The sequence below is a fragment of the Krasilnikovia cinnamomea genome, assembly GCF_004217545.1.
Lineage (GTDB): Bacteria > Actinomycetota > Actinomycetes > Mycobacteriales > Micromonosporaceae > Actinoplanes > Actinoplanes cinnamomeus.
The window spans coordinates 1,251,242-1,274,037 of the sequence record NZ_SHKY01000001.1; the positions used below are offsets into that span (position 1 = coordinate 1,251,242).

The following is a 22,796-nucleotide window of genomic DNA, read 5'->3' on the forward strand; positions in this document are numbered from 1 at the left end:
CACACCCGCGGTGAGCTGGTGGTTCAACCATGTTGGCGTCCGTACCCATCGGCATCTCCGTCAATTACGTCAGTCGACGTCGCAGGCGCGGGGCCGGGGTTCCGGTGGCAGTCCCGCGACGACCCGGTTGCGGCCCTGCCGTTTCGCGACGTAGAGGTTGCGGTCGGCGGTGGACATGGCGCCCGCCGGGCTGGGCGGCGAGGTCTCCCCCGCTCCGGCGACGCCCATGCTGACGGTGACGCTCCGGCCGCGGGTGCTGCCCTGCCAGTCGTGCTCGCTGATGGCCTGCCGGATCCCGTCGACCCGCGCGGCCGCTTCGGCGACCGGGGTGGCGGGCAGCACGAGCAGGAACTCCTCCCCGCCGAGGCGGGCGACGAACCCGTCCGGGGCGGCCACGGCCAGGCCGTTCTCCAGTAGCTTCGCCACCTGTACGAGCACCTGGTCGCCGGTGTCGTGGGACAGCTCGTCGTTGATCTTCTTGAAGTGGTCGATGTCGGTGATCGCCACGGTCAGTCCGGGGTCGGCGGCGATCAGCGCGGGCAGCACCTCGTCGACATAGCGGCGGTTGTGCAGGCCGGTGAGGGGATCGCGGCGGGCCTCCTCGCGGAACCGCTCGGCCGCCGTGCGGGCCTCGGCGGTCTCGAATTCGACATGCCGCGCCAGCACCTGAGCCTCCCGCGACGGGGAGCGCAGGCCCTCGCTGGCGGTCCGGAACGTCTTCTGCGCCGCGTACGCCGCGGCGAAGTCACCGCGCGCGGCATGCAGTTCCGCCTGCTCCTCGTGCACCCGCAGCAAGAGACCCTGCTGGTCGCTCTGGGTACACAGCACCCGGCAGGCGTCCAGGCTGTCCTGGGCCCGGTCGGTGGCGCCGAGAGCGCGCTGGACCTGCGCCAGGCTGAGCAGGTAGTAGGGGAGGTCGTTGATCTCATCGACCTCCCCGGCCTCGTGGCGGGCGAGGCAGGTCTGCAAGGTTCGCTCGGCCTCCGCGTATTCGCCGTTGGCGGCCTGGATGTCGCCGATCGTGTGCAGCAGTCCGGGAACGAGCTCGATGTCGTGCGTTGCGGCGAGGTCCACCATCCGGTGCGCGACCTGTCCCGCTCGTACGAAATCCCCGATCTTGTACTCCGCGTAGGACCAGTTGTTCAGCAGGAGCACCAGGCGGTTCCATTCGTTGGCCTCGCGGGCGAGGCTCTCCGCCTGCCGGTAGCGCAGCCGGGCCGAGTCCATGTCGCCGGTGAAGGCCAGCGCGTCGGCCAACGTGACGCGGTGGCTGATGCGCAGGACCGCCGGGGCGGTGTCGTCCAGCAGTTCCACCCCGCTCAGGGAGTGCTCCAGGAACTTGGCGGCATCACCGGAGATCCAGCGGATGGTCGCGAAGAGGATGTGCGTGCGGGCCTGCAGCAGGCGGTCGCCGCAGCGGGTGGCCGAGTCCATGATCTCGCCGAGCTGCCCGTCCACCCCCGCGACGTCGCCGGTCCGCACCCGCATCGCGACCTGCCAGAGGCGGGCGCGCATGAGCAGATGCTCGTCCCCCAGGGCCAGGGCCCGCTTTTCGTACCCGACCGCTGCGGCGTGCGCGGCCTCGGGGTCCCCGGTCCGGTCCACCTCGAGCGCGAGCAGGGCAGCCGACAGTTCCTCGGCGCTCATTCCGACGTCGTTCACCGGCCCACCCCCAACCATCTCTCATCGGCCCCGGGCGTCCTGCGCTGAGACATTCACCCTTCATACCTACCTAGTCTCACGCTATAGTCGTGCGCATGGTTGACCTGGGACCGCACCTCATGGGTGCACACGAGATCCGCGTCCGGTTGGGGGTCAGCCGGCAGCGGGCCTACCAGCTCACGAGCCGGAAAGACTTCCCCGCCCCGGCGGTCAAGCTGGCGATGGGGAACGTGTGGCTCGCCGTGGAGGTCGAGATGTGGATCAACACTTGCCGACCGGCCCGGTCACCACGGCGGGAGCCGTCACCGGCACCGACCGGTGGCGGTCCGGCGGACGACCGGCCCGCCGGGCCAGGCAGGCCTTAGCTCAGATCCGTCCCCGCGCGGCCGATGTTTGGGGCACCTCGACTGGAAGAAGGTCAGCGCACATGTTGCCCTCGGTGTGGAGGGGTGCCACCTCCGCTCGCCAGGGCAGGATCAGGGCGAGCGCCCTGCGTACCATGCTGCCGCCAGCGGCGGCGATGATCTATGTCCTGGGTACGCCGGACGGGCCGCACCGCCGGGTCATGTTGGCGATCTCGGCGGGTATGGCTGTCATGGCCCTGCTGGCCTGGGCGGGCGCCCCCGCGGTGGCGCGTTCGCGGCTGCGGGTGCCGATCCAGCTCGCCATTGCGGTCATGACCCTGGTCGGCGCCTCCGGACTCGCCCTGCTCGACGGTGGCGTGACCAGCCCACTCGCAGCCCTGGAACTGTTCTCGCTGGTCTTCTTCGCGGTCGTGCTGCCCACCCGCATGTTCGCCCCGATGGCGCTGCTCTGCGTCGCGGCGTACGCGACGGTGGCGCTGGCCGGCGGCGCCGCGCCGCCGGGCTTCGCGTGGGTCTTCGCCTTCACCTACGCCGGTGTGGCCTACCTCGCCATGCGGCACACGGCGACGCTGGCCTCGCTGCGCCGCCGGCTGGGCGCGGTCTCCCGGATCGACGCGTTGACGGGCTGCCTCAACCGTCGCGGCTTCGACGAGCGGCTGGACGCCGACTTCTCGGCCGCGGCCCGCCGCGGGGAGCCGGTCACCCTGATCCTGGCCGACCTCGACCGGTTCAAGGACGTCAACGACCGGCACGGTCACCGGGCGGGTGACCAACTGCTGGCCTGGACGGGCCGGACGCTGGCGCGCGGCATCCGCGGCAACGACTCCGTCGGCCGGATCGGCGGCGACGAGTTCGCCGCGGTGCTCGTCGACGCGGACGTAGACGACGCCCGTTCGGTGGTGGAACGGCTGCGTGCCGAGCTCGACCCGGTCTCGCCCGCCAGTATCGGTTACGCGTCGTACCCCGCGGACGCGGACAGCCTCGCGGCGCTGCGGCAGCTCGCCGACGAACGCCTCTACGCCGACAAGCTCGCCCGCCAGCCCGGCCCGCCAGCCGGTGAGTCCGCGGCGCGGGCGCGGGTCCAGATCGAGCGGCGCACGGCCCCGGCGGTCTCCGGGCGGGAACGGCGGCGGCGTTCGGTCGCGGACGGCGGCTGGCTGGCGGTCTCGATCTGTGCCATCGGGCTGGGCTATGTCGTCCTGTTCGCGCAGGGGCATCCGCACCGCCTCGGCATGGGCACCCTGCTGGCGGCCGGCTGGCTGCTTGGGGCCATGGTCGTCGCGGGCGCCGAGAAGCTCAGCCGCTCCACGGCGCTGCGGTGGTGGATGGTGGGCTTCGGCCTGGTGGAGTTCGTGCTCTCCACCGGCATCGTCGCGTTCAGCGGCGGCGCGACCAGCACGCTGGCGGTCGGTCTGCTGGCGCCGATGCCGCTGATCGCGCTGAGCACCCCACCCCGGATCGGGGTGCCGCTGCTCGGCGTCGTCTCCAGTTGCTACCTGGCCGTCGCGGTGTTCGTCGGCGCGGACAGCCCCTGGCACGTCGCGGTGCACCTCGGCGGCACCATCGCGGTGACGATGGCCTGCGGGTCCCAGGGCGCCGAGGCCGGGCGGCAGCGCCGACGGCTGACCGAACTGTCCCGCATGGACGCGCTGACCGGCATCCTCAACCGGCACGGATTCGAGCAGCGGTTCGCCGCCGCGCTGGCCCGCGCCGGCTCCGACCTCTCGCTGCTGATTCTGGACCTGGACCGGTTCAAGGACGTCAACGATCAGCAGGGGCACGCGGCGGGTGACGCGCTGCTCACCTGGGTCGCCGGCACGCTGCGGGCCACCGTGGCGCCCACCGACGTGGTGGGCCGCCTCGGTGGTGACGAGTTCGTGGTGCTGCTCACCTCCGCCGACGCGGCCGAGGCCGCGGCCACCGCCGACCGGCTGCGGTCGGCGCTGGCCGAGCGGACCTCCGCCAGCATCGGTACGGCCACCCTCGGCGCCCACGGCGGCGACTTCGACGCCCTGTACGCCCACGCCGACGCCGATCTGTACGCGCGCAAGCGTCGCCGCACCGCCGCACCGCCGGCACCGGCCCAGAACCGGCGCCGGACTCCCCGCGCCTACGGGCACCCCGAGCGCCGGGAAGCCGCCGCCCCGGACGAGTTGAGACCCGCATGACCCGCCGCCCGTACGTGCTGGTGGCCGTGGTCCTGCTGATCGTCGCCGGTGCACTGCCGGTGCCGCCGCGCCCGGCCGCCAGGGCGCCGCATGATCCGGGGAAGGTCTGTCTGGAGGCGAGCGTCGATCAGGTCGCCGTCGAACTACGGCGCCTGAACGGGCAGCACGACTCGACCCCGGCGGGCGGATACGAGCCGGGCGAGATTCCGGCCACGCAGATCGGGCCCAACCGTCTCGGCCCGGGCGAGTCGTACCGGCGGCGGGTCGGCGCCGACGACCTGGCGGCGATGCTGGGCTGGTCGGGCTCGTGTGAGCCCGCCGTCTCCCCCGACGCGCCGGACCCGCGCCCGGTCGGCTCGGACACCGACATCGCCGCCCTGCTGGAACTCGGGCTGGCTCCCGGACGGTCGTCCACCGTCACCTTGACGGCCCGGCAGTGGCGCGCGGTCCTCGAACCGCTCGACTTCGTCTCCCACCTGCCCGACGACCCGGACGGGGCGGCGACGGACCACGTGCCGGGGATCGTGGCGGCCGTCCGCGGCCGGATCCGCGCCGCGAGCGCGAGCCGCCCGGTGCCGGTCAGCCTGACCGGAGCCCAGTGGGTCAGCGTCGCGACGGAACTGGCCTCGTCTGCCAGCATCGCCGACGAGATGGCGGCCGAGGGCGACGGGATCCCGGACGGGTCGGCACTGTGGCGGCTGCTGGATCAGATCTCGACCCGGCTGGGCGGCCCGGCGCACCCGTCGCTCGGCTTCACCCGGTGAGGGCTACGTCGGGAACGTGGCGCAGATGCTCGGCCAGTCGGCCCGCTCGCGGTTCTTCCACGGCGAGTCGACGGCCAGGTTGAGTACGGGGCTGCCGCTCAGATCCACGTACCCCAGTGGTGGGGTGCCCCCGCACGCCACCGTTCCGGTCTCCGCCAGGTACTTCGCTTCCAGCGTGCTGAGCCTCGGCGCCGCGAACGACGTGCCGAAGCTGCCCGGGACCAGACCCGGCCCGGTGCCGTCGAGCTTGACCTCGCCGGAGTTGAGCCGGGCGGTCACGTCCTTGTCGCCGTCCGCGCTGGCGCTGACCACGAAGTCCCACAGGGCCGGCGCGAACGGGAACGGCAGGCCCCGGCGGATGAGGTTGGCCGGGTCGTGCGCCGTGTCGGGGTCCGCCTTGGGGTCGGGGTACTTCACGCCGTTGCCCGCCGCGCCGACCGGGATGACCTTCAGCGTGGCGCCGGACGCGCCGGGCTCGACGAACTGCTTGCGGAAGCCGCGCCAGCCGGGGTCGTCGTAGATCGTCGACAGCGGACGTTGCTCCACGCTGAATTCCTGGATGTCGATGGTCTGGTAGAACGCGCCCGCCAGGTAGGGGCGCATCGGGCCGAGCCCGTCGTCGCGCAACAGGGTCGCGGTGAAGCCGCCGGAGCGCACCAGGCCCGGGTCGAGTTTGCCCGCCGCGTCGAGGTAGCCCAGCAGACCGGCCTTCAACGCCGGGTCCTTCTGGATCATGGCATCGTAGGTCCGCAGCAGCGCGTCGAGGTCGGCGTCGTTCAGCCAGCCGACGACGTCGCACGGGATGACCACGAAACTCAGGTTCAGCACGAAGCGCTGGAACCCGTCGCGCCGCAGGGCCGTGATCCGGTCCCGGATTCCGTCGAGCAGGTCGTCCGTGCGGTACCGGTCGGTGTGCACGGCGACGAGCCGCGCCGCGTGGTGGGCCCCGCCGATCGGGAACTTCCACTCGGTCGTCGTCTCGATGGGCGGGCCGGGCACCGGCCGGGGCATCGTCGTGGATCCGACCGGCGGCTGGCCCAGGACGGCGGTCAGCTCGTCCGCCAGCACCCGGTACACCAGCTCCCCGTGGCCGTACGTGGAGACCGGCAGGTCGTCGCCCGCGCCGTTGGATCCGACGTCGTTGGTGCCGACCGTGCAGTTCTCGTCGCGGTCGCCCGGCTCGGCCTGGGGATCCTTGCCCAGCCCGAAGTCGTCGATCACGAGCACGGCGACGTCGCCGGGCCGGGATTCACCCGGTGCGGCCGCCGCGGCGCCACCGGCGACGGCCGGTCCGATCAGGACAAGCAGGGCCAGCAGGGTCCCGTACGGGCGCTTCATGCGAACCTCCGGCGATTCCGCGACTACCGGCAGCCTCGTCGGCCCGGCCGCCGTACGCAATGGATGTGACGGGTTATCGATCGCCGCGCAGCCGGTCGATGGCCTGCCGCAGACCGGCGTCGTCGCTGTGCCGCGCCTGCAGCCGGTCGAACGCGGCCCGCGCGTCGCGGCCCCGGCCGAGCGCCCGGCACGCCACCGCGAGCTCCCGGCAGGCGCGGTCGCGCAGCTGGGTCAGCCAGGACACGCGGTCGCGGACGAAGCCGGCGTCGGGCAGGCCGAGCAGCGGCGGCTCGGTCCACATCGCCAGCGAGCGCATCAGCAGGTCCACGGCGACGACGTCCTGGACGGCGGCGGCCCGGTACACGAGATCGGCGAACACGTGCAGGTCCACCTGGTCGTCGTCGAGCAGCAGCCGGTAACCGGTGCGGGCCGAGCGTTCGGTCACCAGCAGGGCCGTACCGTCGGCGTCGGGCCCCGGCGCGAGGCAGCGCCGCAGTTCGCCGATGCGCTTGTGCACGGCGACGCGCTGCTCGCGCCGGACCACCGCCGTCGGGTCGCTCCAGCAGTCCCGGTAGAGGTCGTCGGCGTAGACCAGGCCGCCCCGGGCCAGCACCAGGCGGGCCAGCATGGTCCGGCTGATCGGCGGCAGCAGGACCCGGGCCCCGTCGATGTCGGCCCGGAACACCCCGAACCCGGTGAACCGCAGGCGGGTCCGCGCCGTGGCGCTCCGGTAGTGCGGCGCCAGCGCGACCCGGTCACCCACGTCGGCGCCACGGGCCGACGGGACGCGGTCGGTGTCACGTGCGAGAGCGGCGATGGTCATCGGTTTCCTCCCGTGGTCGGTATGCCGCCCAGCCTGCGCCGCCGCTGCCGGCCCAGGACAGGGATGCGGCGGCAATGCTGACGGTTTGCGGACGGACTGCTGAGGATCGGCAGGCCGACAGCGATGTGCGGCGCGGCCCGCGCGTGCGGTTGGATGGACCATCGGCTCGAGCCGCGGGAGGAGCAGTGGCCGGATTCAGCAAGCACCGGTGGCCGGCCGACGGCCCGGAGCGCGAGCTGCTGGAGTACCTGGACGAGCTGCACCGCGCGCACGGCCAGCCCTCGATGGCCCGCATCGGCAAGGCGGTGGGGCTGGCGGCCGGCACGGTGTCGGCCTTCTTCACCGCGGCCCGCCCGATCGGGCCGGAACGGCTGGAGGCCGTCGTCGGGTTCCTGGGCGGTGACGCGGCGCGCGCGGAGCGGCTGCGGCGTTCGGCCGCCACGGTCCGCAACGACCGGCGCGCCGGCCTGCCGGTCCCGGCCGCGCGGTCCGGTTCTGGGCCCGGCTGGTCGGCCGCCGCCACCGACGACAGTACGACGCGGCTCGACGTCATCCTGTTCGACACCGCCGCGAACCGGCTGAACCGCCCGGAGCTGATGGTCGGCCGGCAGCGCCTCATCGAGACGGTGACCGCCTGGCTGGACGTCAACGGCCGGGTCCTGCTGTACGGGCTGGGCGGCGCGGGCAAGACCGCGATCGCGGCGACCGTCGCCGACCGGTACGTCGACGCGCACCGGGGCCCGTACGTCTGGATGCGCGTCGGCGACGCGGACGCCGACGTCGTCCTGGACGGGCTGGCGCGGTGCCTGTCCACGGCCTTCGGTACCGGGGGTGCCCTGCCGCCGCCGGGTGACGCCCGCCTGCTGGCGATCGAGGGTCAGGTGTCGCGGGCCGGGATCGGCCTGTGCGTCCTCGACGACGTGTGGAACCCGGCCGCCCTGCACACCGTCCTGCAGGCGATACCGGCGAACGTCGCGGTCCTGGTCACCTCCCGGCTCCGGCTGGGCGTCGAGCACCAGGTGGAGGTGGACGGGCTCGAGGCGGGCGAGGCGGTACGGCTGCTCGCCCATCACGCGCACGACGACGCCGTCGCGGCGCATCCCGACGCCGAGGCGCTGTGCCGGGACCTGAGATTCCACCCCTACCTGATCGAGATCGCCGGGCACCGCCTGCGCCAGTACGCGCTGACCCCGGCCGAACTGCGCCGCGACGTCGACGGCTCCCCGCACGAGCTGGAGATGCCCGCCGGGTTCGCCGCCCCCGGGCGGCAGAGCGGCCGGCGGCTGCTGGACACCACGATCGGCGCGCTGCCCCACGCCGACGCCCGGGACGCGCTGGCCGCGGTCGGCGCGCTGTTCAGCGGCAGCGTCACACCGGAGCTGCTCTCCTGCTACCTGGGCGTCGGCCTGGGCCGATCCCGGTCGGCGCTCAATGCCCTGGTCGACGTGAGCTTCGCGAAGCGCTCGGGCGGCACGTACGTCATCCATGATCTGACCGTGAGCTACGCCCGCACGGTGTTGCGGGACGACGGCGCCGGGGCGAAGTCGGCGGTGGCCGCCGTCCGCGATTTCGTGGCGGCCTACGCCGACGACCACGAGGTGATCGCCCGCGACCTCGACAACATCGTGGCGGCCGCGGGCCGGGCCCGGCACAGCGCGGTCGAGGACTTCGTCGCGATCGTGGAGACCCTGGCCGCGCGCGGATACCTCGACACCCACGGGCACACCCTGGCACTGCTGCGGCTGCTCGACGCGGCCATCGACCTGAGCCGGGCCCAACCCGGCACCGAACGGCTGCATCTGCTGCTGAGCAAGCGCGGCAACGCCAGCTTCAACGCCGGCGAGTTCGACGAGGCGGTCGGCTTCTACCGGGACGCGCTCGCGCTGGCGCCGACCGCGCAACGCCGAGTGATCATGCTCAGTGTCATCGCCAAGGCCCTGGCCGAGGCCGGGCGGCACGAGCCGGCCGAGGAGACGTTCGCCGAGGCGTACGCGCTGGCCGAGGCCGAGGCGGACGAGGTCGGCACGATGCGGGTGCTGGAGGCGCACAGCGTCGCGGCGTTCCGGCGACACGACTATGCCCGGGTGCGGGAGCTGACCGAGCGCGGCGTCCAGCTCAGCCGCGCCCTGGGTGACCGGGCGGCGGAGGCCATCTTCCTCAACAACCTCGGCTCGGCCACCTTCGAGCTGGGTGTCGAGACCGCGTTGCGCTACCACCACGAGGCGAAGGCGATCGCCGTGGACACCAGCAACGAACACATCCTCGCCATCACCCACCGGTGCATCGGCGCCGACTACCACGCCCAGGAGCAGTTCGACCGGGCCCGGCAGAACTTCGCCGAGGCGCTGCGACTCTACGGGCGGCTGGGCCAGACCCAACGCGAGGCGAAGGTGCGCCAGCTCATGCGCCAGTTCGGCTATCTGACACCGGCGGACTGACGGCACATCGGAAGCAGCCGCGGCATTGCTTCGCCAGCGGCGGTAGCCGTCTGCTTGGTCGGTCCACCCCGGGCGTTCGTCAGCAGCTCCTTCAGGAGAGGAACGGCCATGAGATCACAGAACAGGCGGCCCACGGTGCTCGGCGTCGTGGCGCTGCTGACCTTGGTGGCATCCACGATCTGGGCGCCGGCCAGCGCGGCGCAGCCCCCACGTCCGGGCCGGCAGGACTGGCAGAACAGCATCGCCACGGCCCCCCGGCCGGGGCGGGGCTGCTACACCGCCACGTATCCGAGGCTCGTGTGGCGGCCGGTCGGGTGCGTCACCGCACCGGACATTCCGCAGCCACCGCGCCGTGGGCCCCGGCCCCTGGTGATCGGCAACGGCAGTGACATCGCGGCGCGGGTGCCGAGCGGGTTCATCTCGACCGCGATCGGCTCGTTCGACAGCGTCGTCAACGTGACCAGCGAGAGCGGGCCGATCGGCAACACCGGGCCGTCGATCGCCAACGCCTACACGCTGCAGCTCAACACCAACTTCTTCGCCAGTACGGCCTGCGCGGGCTCGCCGAACCCGGGATGCCAGGGCTGGCAGCAGTTCGTGTACGGCAACGACGGCTCCTCCGGGGCCGCTTTCATCCAGTACTGGCTGCTGCGGTACAACGCGGCGTGCCCGGCGGGGGCCGGCTGGAACACCTTCTCGTTCACGGGTGACCCGGACATCTACTGCTGGAAGAACAACACCGGTGGCGCGGTCGGGGTGCCCAACCAGCCGATCACGAACCTCGGTGCGCTGAGCCTGTCCGGCCAGGTGAGCGGCGGCGGCGACAGCGTCACGCTGTTCAACGGGGCCACGGCGTACTCGCGGGTCGGCGACAACGCCGTCGACGCGGCCACCGGCTGGGACACCGCCGAGTTCAACGTGTTCGGCTACGGCGGCAACAGCTCCGGCGGCGGCACGGCCACCTTCAACGCCGGGGCGGCCCTGACCGTACGGACCAGAACCATCTACGGGGGCACGGCCGCGCCGCTCTGCGTGGCCACCGGCTTCACGGCGGAGAAGAACAACCTCAGCTTCGGTACGCCCGCCCCGGCGATGACGCCGCCCGGCCCGGCCGTCCAGTTCGTCGAGGACACCGTCGGCGGCGCCGCCACGAACTGCGCGGCGGCCACCACCATCGGCGACGTCCACGCGCACACCGTCGCCGGTCTGTCCTACGACTTCCAGGCCGTCGGCGACTTCGAGCTGGCCCAGGTCGGCCCGGACTTCGAGGTGCAGGCCCGGCACATCTCCGGGGCGCCGACGTGGCCGAACGCCTCGGTCAACCAGGCGGTCGCGACGCGGATGGGCGGCACCACGGTGGCCGTGTGCGGCGGGCCGAGGCTCGTCGTGGACGGGCGCGACGTCCAGCTGCGGGAGGGCAAGCCGCTGTCGCTGCCGTCCGGTGTGGACATCACGCTGGCGGGCGGGGCGTACGTGGTGACCGATCCGGACGGCAACAGTGTCCGGGTGACGCCGCACCACTCGCCCGACTACATGGACGTGGCGGTCGGCCTCGGCACCTGGCCGACGAGGGTGCGCGGGCTGCTGGGCAACCCGGACAACAACGTCCAGCTGCTGGAGGCCAGCGACGGGACCGTGTTCAAGGTGCCGCTGTCCTTCGACGACCTGTACTACCGCTACGGCGACAGCTGGCGGGTCAAGCCGACCGACTCGCTGCTGGCTCCGTGCGGCACCAAGGTCGAGGAGAGCAACCCCGCGAAGCCGTTCTTCGCGGAGGACCTCGAGCCGAAGATCCGCGAACGGGGAATGTCGATCTGCCGCCAGGCCGGAGTCCAGGATGCCTGGATCGGCGCCTGCACGCTCGACGTCGCGGTGCTCGGCGAGAAGGCGGCGGCGGTGTACGTCGGCAAGCCGCCACCGGTCCTCGACGGTAACCGGTAACGGCATCGCCGCACCGACCCTCTGGCCGGCCCCGCGTGGCCGGCCAGAGGTGTGCTGGCGAACCGGTGGATCAGGTGGCGCCGCGGTCGCGGTAGGCGCGGGGGCGCCGCTCGCGGGGCGTGCCGGCGACGACGCGGTTGCGGCCCGCGCGCTTGGCGGCGTAGAGGTTGCGGTCGGCGGTGGACAGCGCGGCCCCCTGGCTGCGCGGCGTGCTCTCGTTCACCCCGGCCACGCCGATGCTGACCGTCACGGGCAGATCCGCGGCGATGTCCCGCCAGTCGTGGTCGCCGATGGCCCGCCGGATCCCGTCCAGGTGCTCGGTCGCCGCCCCCACCCGGGTGGCGGGCAGCACCAGCAGGAACTCCTCCCCGCCGAGCCGGGCGACGAACCCGCCCGGCGAGACCCGGGCCAGCCCGGAGTCCAGCAGCGCGGCGACGCGCACGAGGACCTGGTCGCCGGCGTCGTGCGACAGCGTGTCGTTGATCCGCTTGAAGTGGTCGACGTCGGCGATCGCCACGACCAGGTCCGGGTCGGCGGCGACCAGGCCGGGCAGCTCCTCGTCGACGTACCGGCGGTTGCGCAGCCCGGTCAGCGGGTCGCGGCGGGCCTGCTCGCGGAACTGCTCGGCCTCCTGGCGGGCCTCGGCGGTCTCGAACATGACCTGCCGGGTCTGCGCCTGCGCCTCCCGCTGCTGCGAGCGCAGATTCTCGCGGGCCTCGAAGAACACCTTCTGCTCCGCGAACGCCGCGCCGAAGTCACCGCGGGCCGCATGCAGCTCCGCCTGCTCCTGGTGCACGCGGACCATGACCTCGGCCAGATTCCGTTCGGTGCACAGGTCGCGGGACGAGTCCACGCTGGCCTGAGCCTGGTCCAGCTCCCCCAGGCCGCGCAGCGCCCGCGCCAGGGTCAGCAGATATTCGGCCATGTCGTCGGCGTCGTCGCTGTACCCGGCGTGGTAGCGGGCGATGCACAACCGCATCGTCTGTTCGGCCTCGGCGTACTGGCCGTTCTCGATCTGGATCCCGCCGATGGTGTCCAGGGCCGTGGGATCCAGGTCGAAGCCGTGCGCCGCCGCGTGGGCCAGGAGCCGCCCCGCCACCTGTTCGGCGCGGGCGAACTCCCCGCCGGTGTACTCGACGTACGCCCAGTTGTTGAGCACGACCGTGAGCAGTTCCCACTGCTCCAGCTCCCGGGCCAGCTGTTCCGTCTGGTGAAAGCGGGGCCGGGCCGCGTCGACCGGGCCGTTGAGGGCCAGTGACTCGGCCAGCCGGAGCCGGTGCGCCACCTGCATGTACGGGGTCGCGGTCTCGTCGAGCAGCTCGACCGCGCTCAGCGCGTGCTCCAGCATCTTGGCCGCGTCGCCGGCCAGCCGCTGGACGTTCCCGCAGGCCATGTGGGTGCGCGACTGCAGCCGCCGGTCACCGTGGGTAACGGCCCACTGGTGCAGCGCGTGGATCTGCCGGGCGGCGGTGGCAGTCTCGCCGGTGCGCAGCAGCATCCCGGCCGCGCACAGGCGGGCGCGGACCAGCAGCCGCTCGTCGCCGAGGGCCGTGGCGTGGCGTTCGAGCTCGACCGCGGTGGCGTGGCAGGCCTCGATGTTCAGGACGATCTGATCTTCGAGGGTCTCCAGCGCAGCCGACAGCTCCGCCGGGCCCAGCGCGCCCTCGTCCACCGGTCCACCACCCCCTTCGTCGCTGCGGGTACCGATCGGTCCCCTGCCCACCGGGCTGAAGCAATTCGGAGGCACGTGGGCGGGGACACGTCCGGACGCACCTCCCGGTGGTGGCGGCGCGGATCGCGACGACCGGCCGTTCGGCGGTGGCATGCTCACCGCATGGGCGAGTGCCGACGTGGACGGGCTGGCGGCCGGGTGAGCGTCAGTTGCCGGCCGCGTCCAGCTCGGCGTGCAGCTCGTCCGGTGCGCGCATCCGCCAGGCATCGGTCACGAGCTCGCGGAGCCGCTCGACACCGACCCGGGTCAGGCGGAGCATCACCAGCGGCAGACCGTCGTAGCCGGCGGTGGTGAAGAACAGGTCGGGCTCGCCGAGCAGCAGCGCCTGCTTCTCGGCCTCGTCGCCCACGTACAGCACCGCGATGTCGGTGCGGATCACCCGTGGCTTTCCGGGACTGCGCTCGGGGTAGGACCAGACGAATCCCTTGCCGGCGACCCGGAAGTCGAACCCGTCGCTGTCGATCTCCACCACGTGCGGCAAGGCCAGCGCCAGGCGGCGAACGTCGTCGGCGTCAGCCACCCGTCCTCCTCCGGTACCCGCGGTTCGCGGTACCGAGGCTATCCTGCCCCGATGCGTCCCCCCTCGATCGGCTTCCCGTGCTGGCCAACGCGCTGAGCGGCTATCGGCTGGCGTTGATCCATGGGGGTCGGCTGCTGGCCGCGATACTGCCCCCGCTCGCGCTGTCCCTGATCGGGGCACTGGCACTGGATCTGTCGATGGGCCGGGACCAGGTGGTGATCGTCGACGGCGGCCTGCTCGTCGGCGGCGGGGCCGACCCGCGGTGGTGGCTGAAGCTGGCGTTGGCCGTCGCCGCCTGGCTGCTGGCGCTGACGGCGGGGACGGTGACCGTGGTCGGCGCGCTGCGCGAACGCCCGGTGGATCCGCTCCGGGCGCTGGCGGTGGCCGTCCGGCAGTTCCCGGCGCTGGCGCTCGGCACGTGCGCGGTCGGGGGCGTCGCGGTGCTGGCGACGTGGGCGGTGGTCGGTGTCGCGGGCGCGGTCGATCATCCGTTCGGCATCGTCCTCGTGGTGGCGGCCGGGGCGATGATCGCGCTGGCGGTGGCGCGGACGCTGCTGGGGGTGGCCACCCGGGTCTTCGGCGGCTCCGCGTGGGAGCTGACCCGGGGCAGGGTGCTCGGCACCGCCGGGGCGTTCCTGCTCGGCGGCGTCGTGTGTCCGGTTCTCGCGTCGACCTTCGCCTACCGGCTGGCGACGTTGACGGCCTCGCCCGTGCTGGCGGATGTGCTGGACGCGGTCCTGCTGACCGGTGTCGTCGCCGTGCAGGCCGGCATCCTCGCCCACGTCTACGTGCGGCGGGTCGAACAGCGGTCGGACGGGGCGGATCTCGGCGCGCTCGACGCCCGGCTGGCGCCGCTGGCCGGCGGGCGGGTGGGCTGGGCCTGGCTCGGCCTGGCCGCGCTGGCGCTGCCCGTGGTGCTGTCGACCGGCGTCGCCGCGGCGAACCCCTTCGACGCGCCCGCGCTGCGGACCACCGGCTCGCCCGGGGGCGCGGTGGCCGTCGCGTGGCCGGCCGGGCAGCATCCGGTCATCGTCACCGACACGGCGGTGCGGTTCTGCGACACCGACCTGTGCGACCGCTACATCGACCGCGACGGCGGTCCGCCGGTGGTGGAGGGTTGGGGCACGGCCGGCATCGGACCCGACGGCGCGGTGGTCACGGCGGCGGTGACCGGCAGCGAGGACAGGGGCGGACCCTTCATCGAGTACGGGCGGTGCACGCGCGCCGGCTGCATCCGGCAGTGGCTGCCGGTCCGCGCCTCGGCCAGGGAGCCGTTCGGTTGGCCCGAACTGGCCGTGTCCAGCGCGCCCGACGGCGCCGTCTGGTTCGCCCTGGCCATGCCGTCGCCGGAGGACCGGCCCGGGCGGCCGACGTACACGATCTCGTTGATCCGGTGCGCGCAGGTCCCCTGCGCCAAGCCCGAGCGGCACGTGGTCGGCACCACCGAGCGGACGCCGGCGGACGGCTTTCCGGACGGCCGGCGGGGCCGGCTGTCGATCGGCGCCGACGGGCGTCCCGTCGCCGCGTTCTGGATCGGGCACTCCGTGCACGTGGTGACGTGCGACCCGGTCACCTGCGCCAACCCCCGGGCGACGGATGCCGACGCCGCCCCGCCCGACGCCCGGTGGAGCACGCCGACCGGGCTCGGTCAGGATGTCGTGTCGCTGCGGCACGGCGAGCTGCGCGTCGGCGGCGGCGGGGTCGTCCTGGCCGGCGACGTCGGTGCGCAGTCGGGTGCGATCGCCGTCGCGGGTTCCGAGCTGTACGCCACGGCAACCGTGGCCACCACCGCCGTCGCGGATCGGGAGCCGGGCCTGCGCGTCAGGGTGGGCAGGCCGCGCGGGCCATGGCAGCAGATCCTGTGGCGGTGCCCGCGGGCACAGTGCACGGAGCCCGAGCGCGTGCCCCTCGATCTGCCGGCCGACCCGCCCGGGCGGGAGGCGCTGGCGGTCGGCGGGGACGGCCGGGTGCTGATCGTCCGACCGGACCGCGTCCTGCTGGTCACGCCGCCACCGGCCGCCGGTTAGAGGTACATCGCGCGCAGCCGGGGGGCGAGCGTCTCGTCGGGTCCACCGGCGACCGCGTTGAGCACGTCGCGCAGCGCGGCCATCGCCGCTGCCCCGTGTGCGCGGGCCAGGCGCCGTTCGTAGCGCTGGTGGAACTGGCGCGCCGCCGCCAGCGCCGCGGCGCCCCGGTCGGTGAGCTCCAGGCGCTGCGCGCGCCGATCGTGGGGGTCCGGGGTACGGCGGACGTAGCCGCGCCGCTGCATGTCGTCGACGATCTGTGCCGCGGCCTGCTTGGTCACTTCGAGCCGGACGGCGAGCTCACTGATGGACATCGGGCTGGCGCCCAGAGCCCGGAACACGAACCCGTCGGAGCGGCCCAGGTCGTCGAAGCCCTGCTCCGCCAGGTGGCTTCGGAGGTCGCGCACGAAGTTCTGGTACGCGAGCGCCAGCAGGATGCCGAGATCAAGGGGTTGCGCTTGTGCCGCCATGTCCTCATGATAGACAAGTCAGCTTGGACAAGCTGGCTTGTCTATCTGGAGGAAACCGATGCACATCATCCGCACCGCGCAGGCCCCGCGCTTCGAGGTGCCCGGCGTCGCGTTCACCGCGATGGCGGCGCCCAGCCGCGGTTCGGCCGACATCTGCACCTGGCTGCTCACCGTGGAGCCGGGCCTCAAGTCACCGGAGCCGCACACCCTCGACGCCGACGAGGTCTTCATGGTCGTGTCCGGCACCGTCCAACTCGGCCTGGACGCCGAACCGCTCGGCCCCGGGGACGCGGCCGTCGTACCGGCGGGCGAGCCGATCCAGGTGTGCAACCCGGGCGCCCAGCCCGCCGAGGTGTACGTGGCGATCCGCGCCGGGTTCACCGCCCGGACCGCCGACGGCACCCCGATCGGCACGCCGCCCTGGGCGCAGTGACAGTCGCCGGCCGCCGCACGGGGGACGGCCGGCGATAGTCGAGTCAGGAACGACGGTGGTAGGGAGTCGTCAGGCCGCCGGCCCTGGTACCGGTCGGCCTGCGACTCAGCCTCCGGCCTGCGACACGGAGCGGTCGATCAGCTCGCGCAGGGCATCGAGGTCCAGGTCGGTGACGTGTTTGACGTAGAGGCAGCCCTTGCCGGTCTTCGGGTTGCCGAGGCGGGTCAGCAGGTCGTCGAAGGCGTCGAAGCCCTCCGACAGGTAGATGGTGATGGCCTGCTTGCGCGGGGAGAACCCGACGACAAACCAGTCCAGCTCCCGGCCGCTGGCGTAGCGCAGATGCCGCTCGCCGAAACCGACGATGGCATCGCCCCACATGGCGCCGGGCTCGCCCGTGACGCGGGTCATGAGATCCCGCACGGTGCGGGCGTCGCGGCGCCTGCCCTCATCGGCGAGGCCGTCGAGGAATTCATCGACACTGGCATCCGTACGTGTGGTCTTCAAGGTGGCCATGACTCCGATCATCCGCCCTTTCGCCCGCGCCGGGCGGCAACGATGGCGTGCCGAAACGCACGGAACCGGCGGTGCTGGTCGACAGCACCGCCGGTTCCGCTCGTCCTGCCCTTACCGGACGGTCGTGGTGACCGCCCGGGCCCGGCCCGTACCGGCCGCGTTGACGGCCTGCACGGTGCAGCGGTAGCGGGTGCCCGCCCGGACACCGGTGACCGTGAACGACAGGGCGCGGCGGCTACCCGACACCACGGTCACCACCGGGGCGCCGTACGGGCGGCCCTTGGCGTCCAGCCGCTGCCGGGTGATCCGGTACGCGGTGACCGGCGCGCCGCCGGTCGACGTGGGGGCCGTCCACCGCAGGGTGGCGGTGAGCTTGCCACCCTGCGGGCCCCGGGTGCCGGTGAGGCGCCCCGGTGCGCTGGGCGCGGTCCGCGGGGTCACCGCGGCCGAGCCGGCCGAGAAGGCGCCGGTACCGACCGAGTTCACGGCGCGGACCCGGAACCGGTAGGCCACTCCGTTGGACAGACCCGTCACCGTCAGGACGGAGGCCGCGGCCGACGTGGTGCGCAGCGCGCCGACCTGGCTGCCCTTCGCGTTGAGGACCTGCACCTCGAAGCGGGTGATCGGCGCGCCGCCGTCCTGCGCCGGGGCGGTCCACCGGACCGTGCCGACCCCGTTGCCCGCCGACGCCTGGCGGATCGTCGGCTGGCCCGGCGCGGTGCGGGTGACCGGCGGCACCGGGTCGGCCGGGTCGGTCGGGGTGCCGGGGTCCACCGGGGTGCCCGGGTCCGTCGGGGTGCCCGGGTCCGTCGGGGTGCCCGGGTCACCGGCGCCGATCGTGACGGCGTTGGAGGTCGCCGAGAAGTCGCTGGCCCCGGCGGCGTTGACCGCGCGGACCCAGAAGACGTACGACCCGCCCGGCACCAGGCTGCTGAAGGTGAGTTCGGTGGCGTCCGGCCCGGCGACGTCCACGTCGAGCACGATGCCGGACTCGGCGTCGAGCGCCTGCACCTCGTACCCGTAGATGTCGCTGCCGCCGTTGCGGGCGGGCGCGGTCCACCGGACCACCGCGGTGCCGTTGCCGGTCGTGGCCGTGCCGATGGTGGGCGCGTCCGGGGCCACCGGGGTCACCGGCGAGTCGGGCGCGGCCACGGGGGTGACCGGCGCCGACGGCGCGCTGAACTCGCCCGGACCGGCGGGAGTGACGGGACGGACCCGGAAGGTCACCGGTACGCCGTTGGTGAGGCCGGTGACGACCATGCTGGTCGCCGTGGCGGGCGCCTCGACCAGCCGGGTCGTGGTGCCGTCGTTGACCTCGATCTCGTAGCCGGTGACGGTCGCCCCGCTGGCGTCCACGGGCACGGTCCACAGGACGGTCGCCTCGGCGTCGCCCGCGAAGGCGGTGACGGCCGTGGCCGCGGTCGCCGCGGTGACCTCGACGGTCTGGTCGGCGAAGGCCAGCTTCTCGACGTTGCGGATCGTGTCGGTGCCGTCCGGGCCGGAGACGATCAGGGCGTCGCCGACCGGGGTGACCGCGTACTGGTCGCGGTCGCCCGAGAAGACGGCGGTGTCCTCGCCACCGGTGCCGGTGCGGATCTCCCGTACGGTGACGATGTCCTTGGGGTTGATCTTGCCGGCGAAGACGTCGGCCTGCAGTTCGGCCATGCTGTTCGCGGTGCGGATCTCCTTGCCGTCGGCGTCGCGGACGCTGAGCCGGACGGTCAGGTAGCGGTCGCCGTCGATGATGTCGTCGCCGCCGCGACCCTCGATGGTGTCGCTGCCGGGCCCGCCGAGCAGGATGTTGCCCTCACCCCACACGTTGCCGTGCAGGTCGCAGGGGCGCCCGGTCTGGTTGCCCACCGCGGAGGCCGCGATGGGCAGGCTGGTGACGACCTGGTCCAGGCCCTTGATCCGGGCGATGCCGTCGGCGTCGAGGGCGTCGCAGCCGAGGAAGCCGCCGCCGCCCCGGGTGGACGGGGTCACGTCGTCGCCGCGCAGGGTGTCGTCGTGCACGCCGCCGGAGAGCGCCTCGAGCTCGTTGTACCGGTCGCGGACCCCGACGGCGAGGATGCTCAGGGGCAGCAGCGGGAGGTCCAGGTCGGCGTCCATCGGCTGGTCGTCGCCGCCCTGCTCGGGGCGCGCCGCGATGGACCAGTCGTAGCCGGAGCCGCCCGCGTTCTTCTCGATGCCGGGGCCCTGGACCCCGATGTCGTCGCCGCCCTCCATGTCGTAGTCGTCGTCGCCGCCCTGGCCGATCAGCACGTCGTGGCCGGGCTTGTTGGAGTCGTCCAGGAAGAACAGGTTGCCGCTGTCACCCTGCAGCAGGTCGGGCGAGTTGCCGCCCTCCTGCCAGTCGTCGCCGGCGTCGCCGAAGACGGCGTCCTCGCCGTCGCCGGCGTTGATGATGTCGTCGCCCTCGCCGCCGAACGTCTCGTTGGTGTTGGCGCCGCCGTTGGTGAAGTCGTTGCCGTCGCCGCCGAGCACGATGTCGAGGCCGGGGCCGCCGTCGATGGCGTCGTTGCCGGGGCCGCCCTTGCTGATGTCGTCGCCGCCGAGGTCGGTGAGGACGTCGTCGCCCTCCCCGCCGAGCGCGATGTCGTTGCCCGCGCCGCCCTCGATGACGTCGTCGCCCTCGCCACCCCAGGCGGTGTCGTTGTCGTTGCCCGCGCTGACCCGGTCCCGCTCGTCGGTGCCGGAGAAGGTCGACTGGGCGTTGATGCCGGGCTTGTCGACGGTGTTGCGCGAGCGGTACTTGATGGTGCCGTCCGGCATGCGGATCAGCAGCGCCTTCTCGTCGCAGGCGGTGGCGGGGTCGTCGGCGACCAGGTTGCCGAACTGCTCGTACCCGGCCGGGGTGCCGGCGAGCTGGGACAGCTCGAAGGTGCAGTCGGCGGTCGCGAACGAGTCGGCCCGCAGGCTGTGCGCGGTGGTGGTGCGGCCGATCAGCTCGGCGAACGAGTTGCCCTCGAGCTGGGCGCGCAGGTTCATGCCGGGCGTACGGGCCAGGTAGTACAGCCGGTCGCCGTTCTGCAGGCGGGTGAGCTGCTCCTCGAACACGTAGTTGAAAGTGCTGCCGAGCAGGCCGCCGAACGGGTTGGTGACCTCGGCGAGACCGCCGATCCACAGGTCGACGTCGTCGAGTCCGGAGGTGGCCGGGGTCCAGGTGCCGGTGGCGTTCATGAACGCGGCGGCGTCGGCCGGCGGCGTGTCACCGGTCTGCGGGTCCACGATGGCGCGGGCCGCGGCCCGCTTCGCGGCGGCCGTGGTGGCCGCGACGATGCTCGGGTGCTTTCCGTACGCGGCGACGAAGTTCACCAGCGACTCGGGGTGCTTGAGGTGCTCACCGAGGTCGACCCAGCTGGTGTACGGGGCGAGCTGGCCGTCGTTGGTCTTCTCGTGCAGCTCGCGGCGGAAGTTGTTCAGCGACGGCACACCCTCGGAGCGGCCCCGGGCGATGTTGATCGCGGCGAGGTCCATCGGGAGGCCGAGCAGGTTGCTGCGCAGCGTGTCGGTCATGAACTCGTCGAGCTCGTTGCCGACCTGGCCGGACATGCCCATGACGATCTGGCCGGCGGCCTGCTCGGGGCTCAGCGTCCCGTTGTCGGTGTACGCCATCGGGTTGAGGAACCCGTCGAGCAGCGACAACGAGGCGTCGGAGCCGTCCTCGCGGATCCGCGAGATGCGCTCGGTGAGCATGGAGTGGCCGAAGCGGTAGACGGCGTGCGCGAACTCGGCGTACACGGCCGGGTTGAGCTCGGTCTGGGTGAACGCGAACGGCTGGAACGGGTTGATCCCCGGCTGGATCTTGCGAGCGAACTCCTCGAAGACCAGGTGCTGGTACTCCATCTCGTTGACGAACCGGGCGGCCTGGAAGATCCGCTCGCCGTTCCAGGCGTCGCCGATCTGCCACTCGGACAGGGCGGTGCCGTCCTCGGTCAGGACCCGCTCGATGTCGCCGACGAGCCGGTTGTGCTCGGCGTGCCAGATCTCGTGCACGGCGGTGAGGCCGATGTTCTCGTTGGCCCGGCCGTCACCGGCGATGTAGTGGGCGTCGAGCATCTCGTCGTCGTACGTGCCGGCCGGCTGCCTGGCGAAGTCGGCGCTGGCGGTGTCGTCGTCGTCCTTGCGGGGCGCGACCGGCGCGGTGGCCGGGTTGTGGTCGGTGTCGACCGGGCTCGGGTCGGCGTGGTGCGCGATGTCGGTCAGGAACGGCGTGTTGAAGTGCAGCGCGTCGGCGGGCACCCGGACCGGGTTCGCGGTGTCGCCCTCGACCAGGCCGGATCCGGTGACGTACTGCGGCAGGCCGCGCTCCGGGCCCGGGACGAACCTGCCGTAGGGATCGGCGAGGATCATCGGCACGTTGGTGACGTCGGCGTCGGTGAGTTCGAGGCCGAGCAGTTCACGGGCCTGGCGCTTGGTGTCCTCCCAGGTGGGCATGCCGCCGAGCGGGCCGGAGAGCAGGTTGCCGGTGGTCACCGGGCGGCCCTGCGGGTCGTTGGCGTACTCGCGCAGGAAGACCTGGTGCGCGGCGTGCGAGGTGTACGCCTGGGAGAGGTCGACGAACGGGGTGTCGGTGTTGACCGCGTCCTGCACGTCGTCGGCGGTGCCGAGCTTGCCGTCGGGACCGGGCTGGTTGGCGGCCCGGGTGAGCACCATGAACCGCATCGCCGGGGGCACGTACCTGGCGTCGCCGGGCTTGGGGTCGTCGGCGGTGCCGGGGGTGGTGTCCGGCCCGGCGATCAGCGGGTCGTCGGCCTTGAGCGGCACGATGACCGTCCCGCCGCCCTTGACGGTCTGGTCGATGCCGTGGTCGAAGAACTGCCCGAACAGCGTGAACCACGAGTTGTAAGGGGCGGACAGGCCGACGTCGGTGGTGACGTTGGGGATGAACAGCGTCTGGCCCTCGGTCGTCGGGGGCTTCGCGCCGCTCTGCGACCGGACCGGGTTGCCCGCGGCCGCGACGGCGGCCGGGTTGTTCGCGGTCTGGTCGGCGATCAGGTTGCTGATCAGCCGGGGCTGCGAGTCGACGACGGTGTTGTTCCTGGTCTTGTCCGCGTAGGTGGTGGACATCGCCGGGCTGCCCGGACCGAACATGTTCGCCGGGGCGGTCTCCGCGGCCTTGAAGGTCTTGCTGGCGAGCCGGGGGAACTTCTGGTCGGCGGCGCCGAACATCTCCTGTCCGGCGGTGAGGTTGTTGCAGCTGCCATCGACCGTGCGCAGACCCTGCGAGAGCAGGGGGCTGGGCAGTTGGTCCGGCCCGTCGCCGAGCAGGGCGCCGCAGGGGCCGGTCGCGCTGGTGGTGTTCGCGACGTGCGCCTCAGCGATCTTGATCTGCTTGAGGATGTACGCCAGGTCGGCGGGGGTGACGGTGAAGCCCTGGCCGATCGGCGCGGCGGCGGCGGGGGTGGCGACGGCCGCACCGGCGACCAGGGTGGTGACCAGGGCACCGATGGCGGTGCGGAGGGGGAGCCTCATTGACGCATCTCCGTGGGAGTCGGGGAAAAGCGCTGAATTCGCACATCTTGGGCAGCGCCGGTGTGGTCCGGCTGCCGTCCCGCTCCCGTCCGGCTGAGGACACGCTGAAGGGCCGTCCCCGACTCCGGGA

15 protein-coding genes are annotated in these 22,796 nt (G+C 72.9%); 7 read left to right on the plus strand and 8 right to left on the minus strand.

Annotated features, from left to right (window positions below; translation table 11 throughout):
- Positions 1-69 precede the first annotated feature (69 nt).
- On the minus strand, positions 70-1,662 hold the full coding sequence (locus EV385_RS05490) for a GGDEF domain-containing protein (protein ID WP_242624722.1): 1,593 nt from the start codon (positions 1,660-1,662) through the stop codon (positions 70-72).
- A gap of 95 nt (positions 1,663-1,757) precedes the next feature.
- Here EV385_RS05490 and EV385_RS34865 point away from each other — a divergent pair, with 95 nt between their 5' ends.
- The 3 genes from EV385_RS34865 to EV385_RS05505 all read left to right on the plus strand — a co-directional run bounded on the left by EV385_RS34865 (position 1,758) and on the right by EV385_RS05505 (position 4,959).
- Entirely contained in the window at positions 1,758-2,027 is a 270-nt protein-coding gene (locus EV385_RS34865) for a helix-turn-helix transcriptional regulator (protein ID WP_341273920.1), read from the plus strand.
- A gap of 134 nt (positions 2,028-2,161) precedes the next feature.
- Complete coding sequence (locus EV385_RS05500; protein WP_130508462.1) at positions 2,162-4,195, plus strand: GGDEF domain-containing protein; 2,034 nt, start codon at positions 2,162-2,164, stop codon at positions 4,193-4,195.
- Positions 4,192-4,959, plus strand: coding sequence for a hypothetical protein (locus tag EV385_RS05505; RefSeq protein WP_130508463.1), 768 nt, complete (start codon positions 4,192-4,194; stop codon positions 4,957-4,959). Before EV385_RS05500 ends, EV385_RS05505 begins: the two co-directional genes overlap by 4 nt.
- A 3-nt stretch (positions 4,960-4,962) precedes the next feature.
- Here EV385_RS05505 and EV385_RS05510 read toward each other — a convergent pair whose 3' ends face one another.
- Positions 4,963-6,297, minus strand: coding sequence for a hypothetical protein (locus EV385_RS05510; protein ID WP_130508464.1), 1,335 nt, complete (start codon positions 6,295-6,297; stop codon positions 4,963-4,965).
- Between the two features lie 73 nt (positions 6,298-6,370).
- Positions 6,371-7,120, minus strand: a complete 750-nt coding sequence (locus EV385_RS05515) for an AfsR/SARP family transcriptional regulator (protein WP_165449400.1) — start codon at positions 7,118-7,120, stop codon at positions 6,371-6,373.
- Positions 7,121-7,305: 185 nt separating this feature from the next.
- Between EV385_RS05515 and EV385_RS05520 the strand changes: the two genes are divergently transcribed.
- Entirely contained in the window at positions 7,306-9,558 is a 2,253-nt protein-coding gene (locus EV385_RS05520) for a tetratricopeptide repeat protein (RefSeq protein WP_130508466.1), read from the plus strand.
- A 108-nt stretch (positions 9,559-9,666) separates the two neighbouring features.
- The gene (locus tag EV385_RS05525) at positions 9,667-11,499 is read left to right on the plus strand and encodes a VWD domain-containing protein (RefSeq protein ID WP_130508467.1); all 1,833 of its coding nucleotides are present in this window, start codon (positions 9,667-9,669) and stop codon (positions 11,497-11,499) included.
- 70 nt (positions 11,500-11,569) lie between these two features.
- Here the strand turns inward: EV385_RS05525 and EV385_RS05530 are convergent, their stop codons facing one another.
- Together EV385_RS05530 and EV385_RS05535 are read right to left on the minus strand one after the other, a co-directional pair.
- Positions 11,570-13,171, minus strand: coding sequence for a tetratricopeptide repeat-containing diguanylate cyclase (locus tag EV385_RS05530; RefSeq protein ID WP_242624723.1), 1,602 nt, complete (start codon positions 13,169-13,171; stop codon positions 11,570-11,572).
- Positions 13,172-13,376: 205 nt separating this feature from the next.
- Positions 13,377-13,751 (minus strand): MmcQ/YjbR family DNA-binding protein, encoded by a 375-nt coding sequence (locus EV385_RS05535; protein ID WP_130508469.1) that lies wholly within the window; start codon positions 13,749-13,751, stop codon positions 13,377-13,379.
- Positions 13,752-13,828: 77 nt separating this feature from the next.
- Between EV385_RS05535 and EV385_RS05540 the strand changes: the two genes are divergently transcribed.
- Complete coding sequence (locus EV385_RS05540; protein ID WP_130508470.1) at positions 13,829-15,778, plus strand: hypothetical protein; 1,950 nt, start codon at positions 13,829-13,831, stop codon at positions 15,776-15,778.
- Here the strand turns inward: EV385_RS05540 and EV385_RS05545 are convergent.
- A complete protein-coding gene (locus tag EV385_RS05545) occupies positions 15,775-16,245 on the minus strand; it encodes a MarR family winged helix-turn-helix transcriptional regulator (protein ID WP_130508471.1) in 471 nt (156 codons plus the stop codon). The two genes, EV385_RS05540 and EV385_RS05545, sit on opposite strands and share 4 nt — an antisense overlap.
- Before the next feature lie 58 nt (positions 16,246-16,303).
- On the opposite strand from EV385_RS05545, the gene EV385_RS05550 reads away from it, so the two are divergent.
- Positions 16,304-16,678, plus strand: coding sequence for a cupin domain-containing protein (locus EV385_RS05550; RefSeq protein WP_130508472.1), 375 nt, complete (start codon positions 16,304-16,306; stop codon positions 16,676-16,678).
- Between the two features lie 105 nt (positions 16,679-16,783).
- On the opposite strand, the gene EV385_RS05555 is transcribed toward EV385_RS05550, so the two are convergent.
- Together EV385_RS05555 and EV385_RS05560 are read right to left on the minus strand one after the other, a co-directional pair.
- On the minus strand, positions 16,784-17,191 hold the full coding sequence (locus EV385_RS05555; RefSeq protein ID WP_130508473.1) for a DUF1801 domain-containing protein: 408 nt from the start codon (positions 17,189-17,191) through the stop codon (positions 16,784-16,786).
- Positions 17,192-17,302: 111 nt separating this feature from the next.
- Positions 17,303-22,666 carry a peroxidase family protein gene (locus EV385_RS05560; protein WP_130508474.1) on the minus strand — a complete coding sequence of 1,788 codons (5,364 nt, stop codon included), beginning with the start codon at positions 22,664-22,666 and terminating at the stop codon, positions 17,303-17,305.
- Between the last annotated feature and the right edge of the window lie 130 nt (positions 22,667-22,796).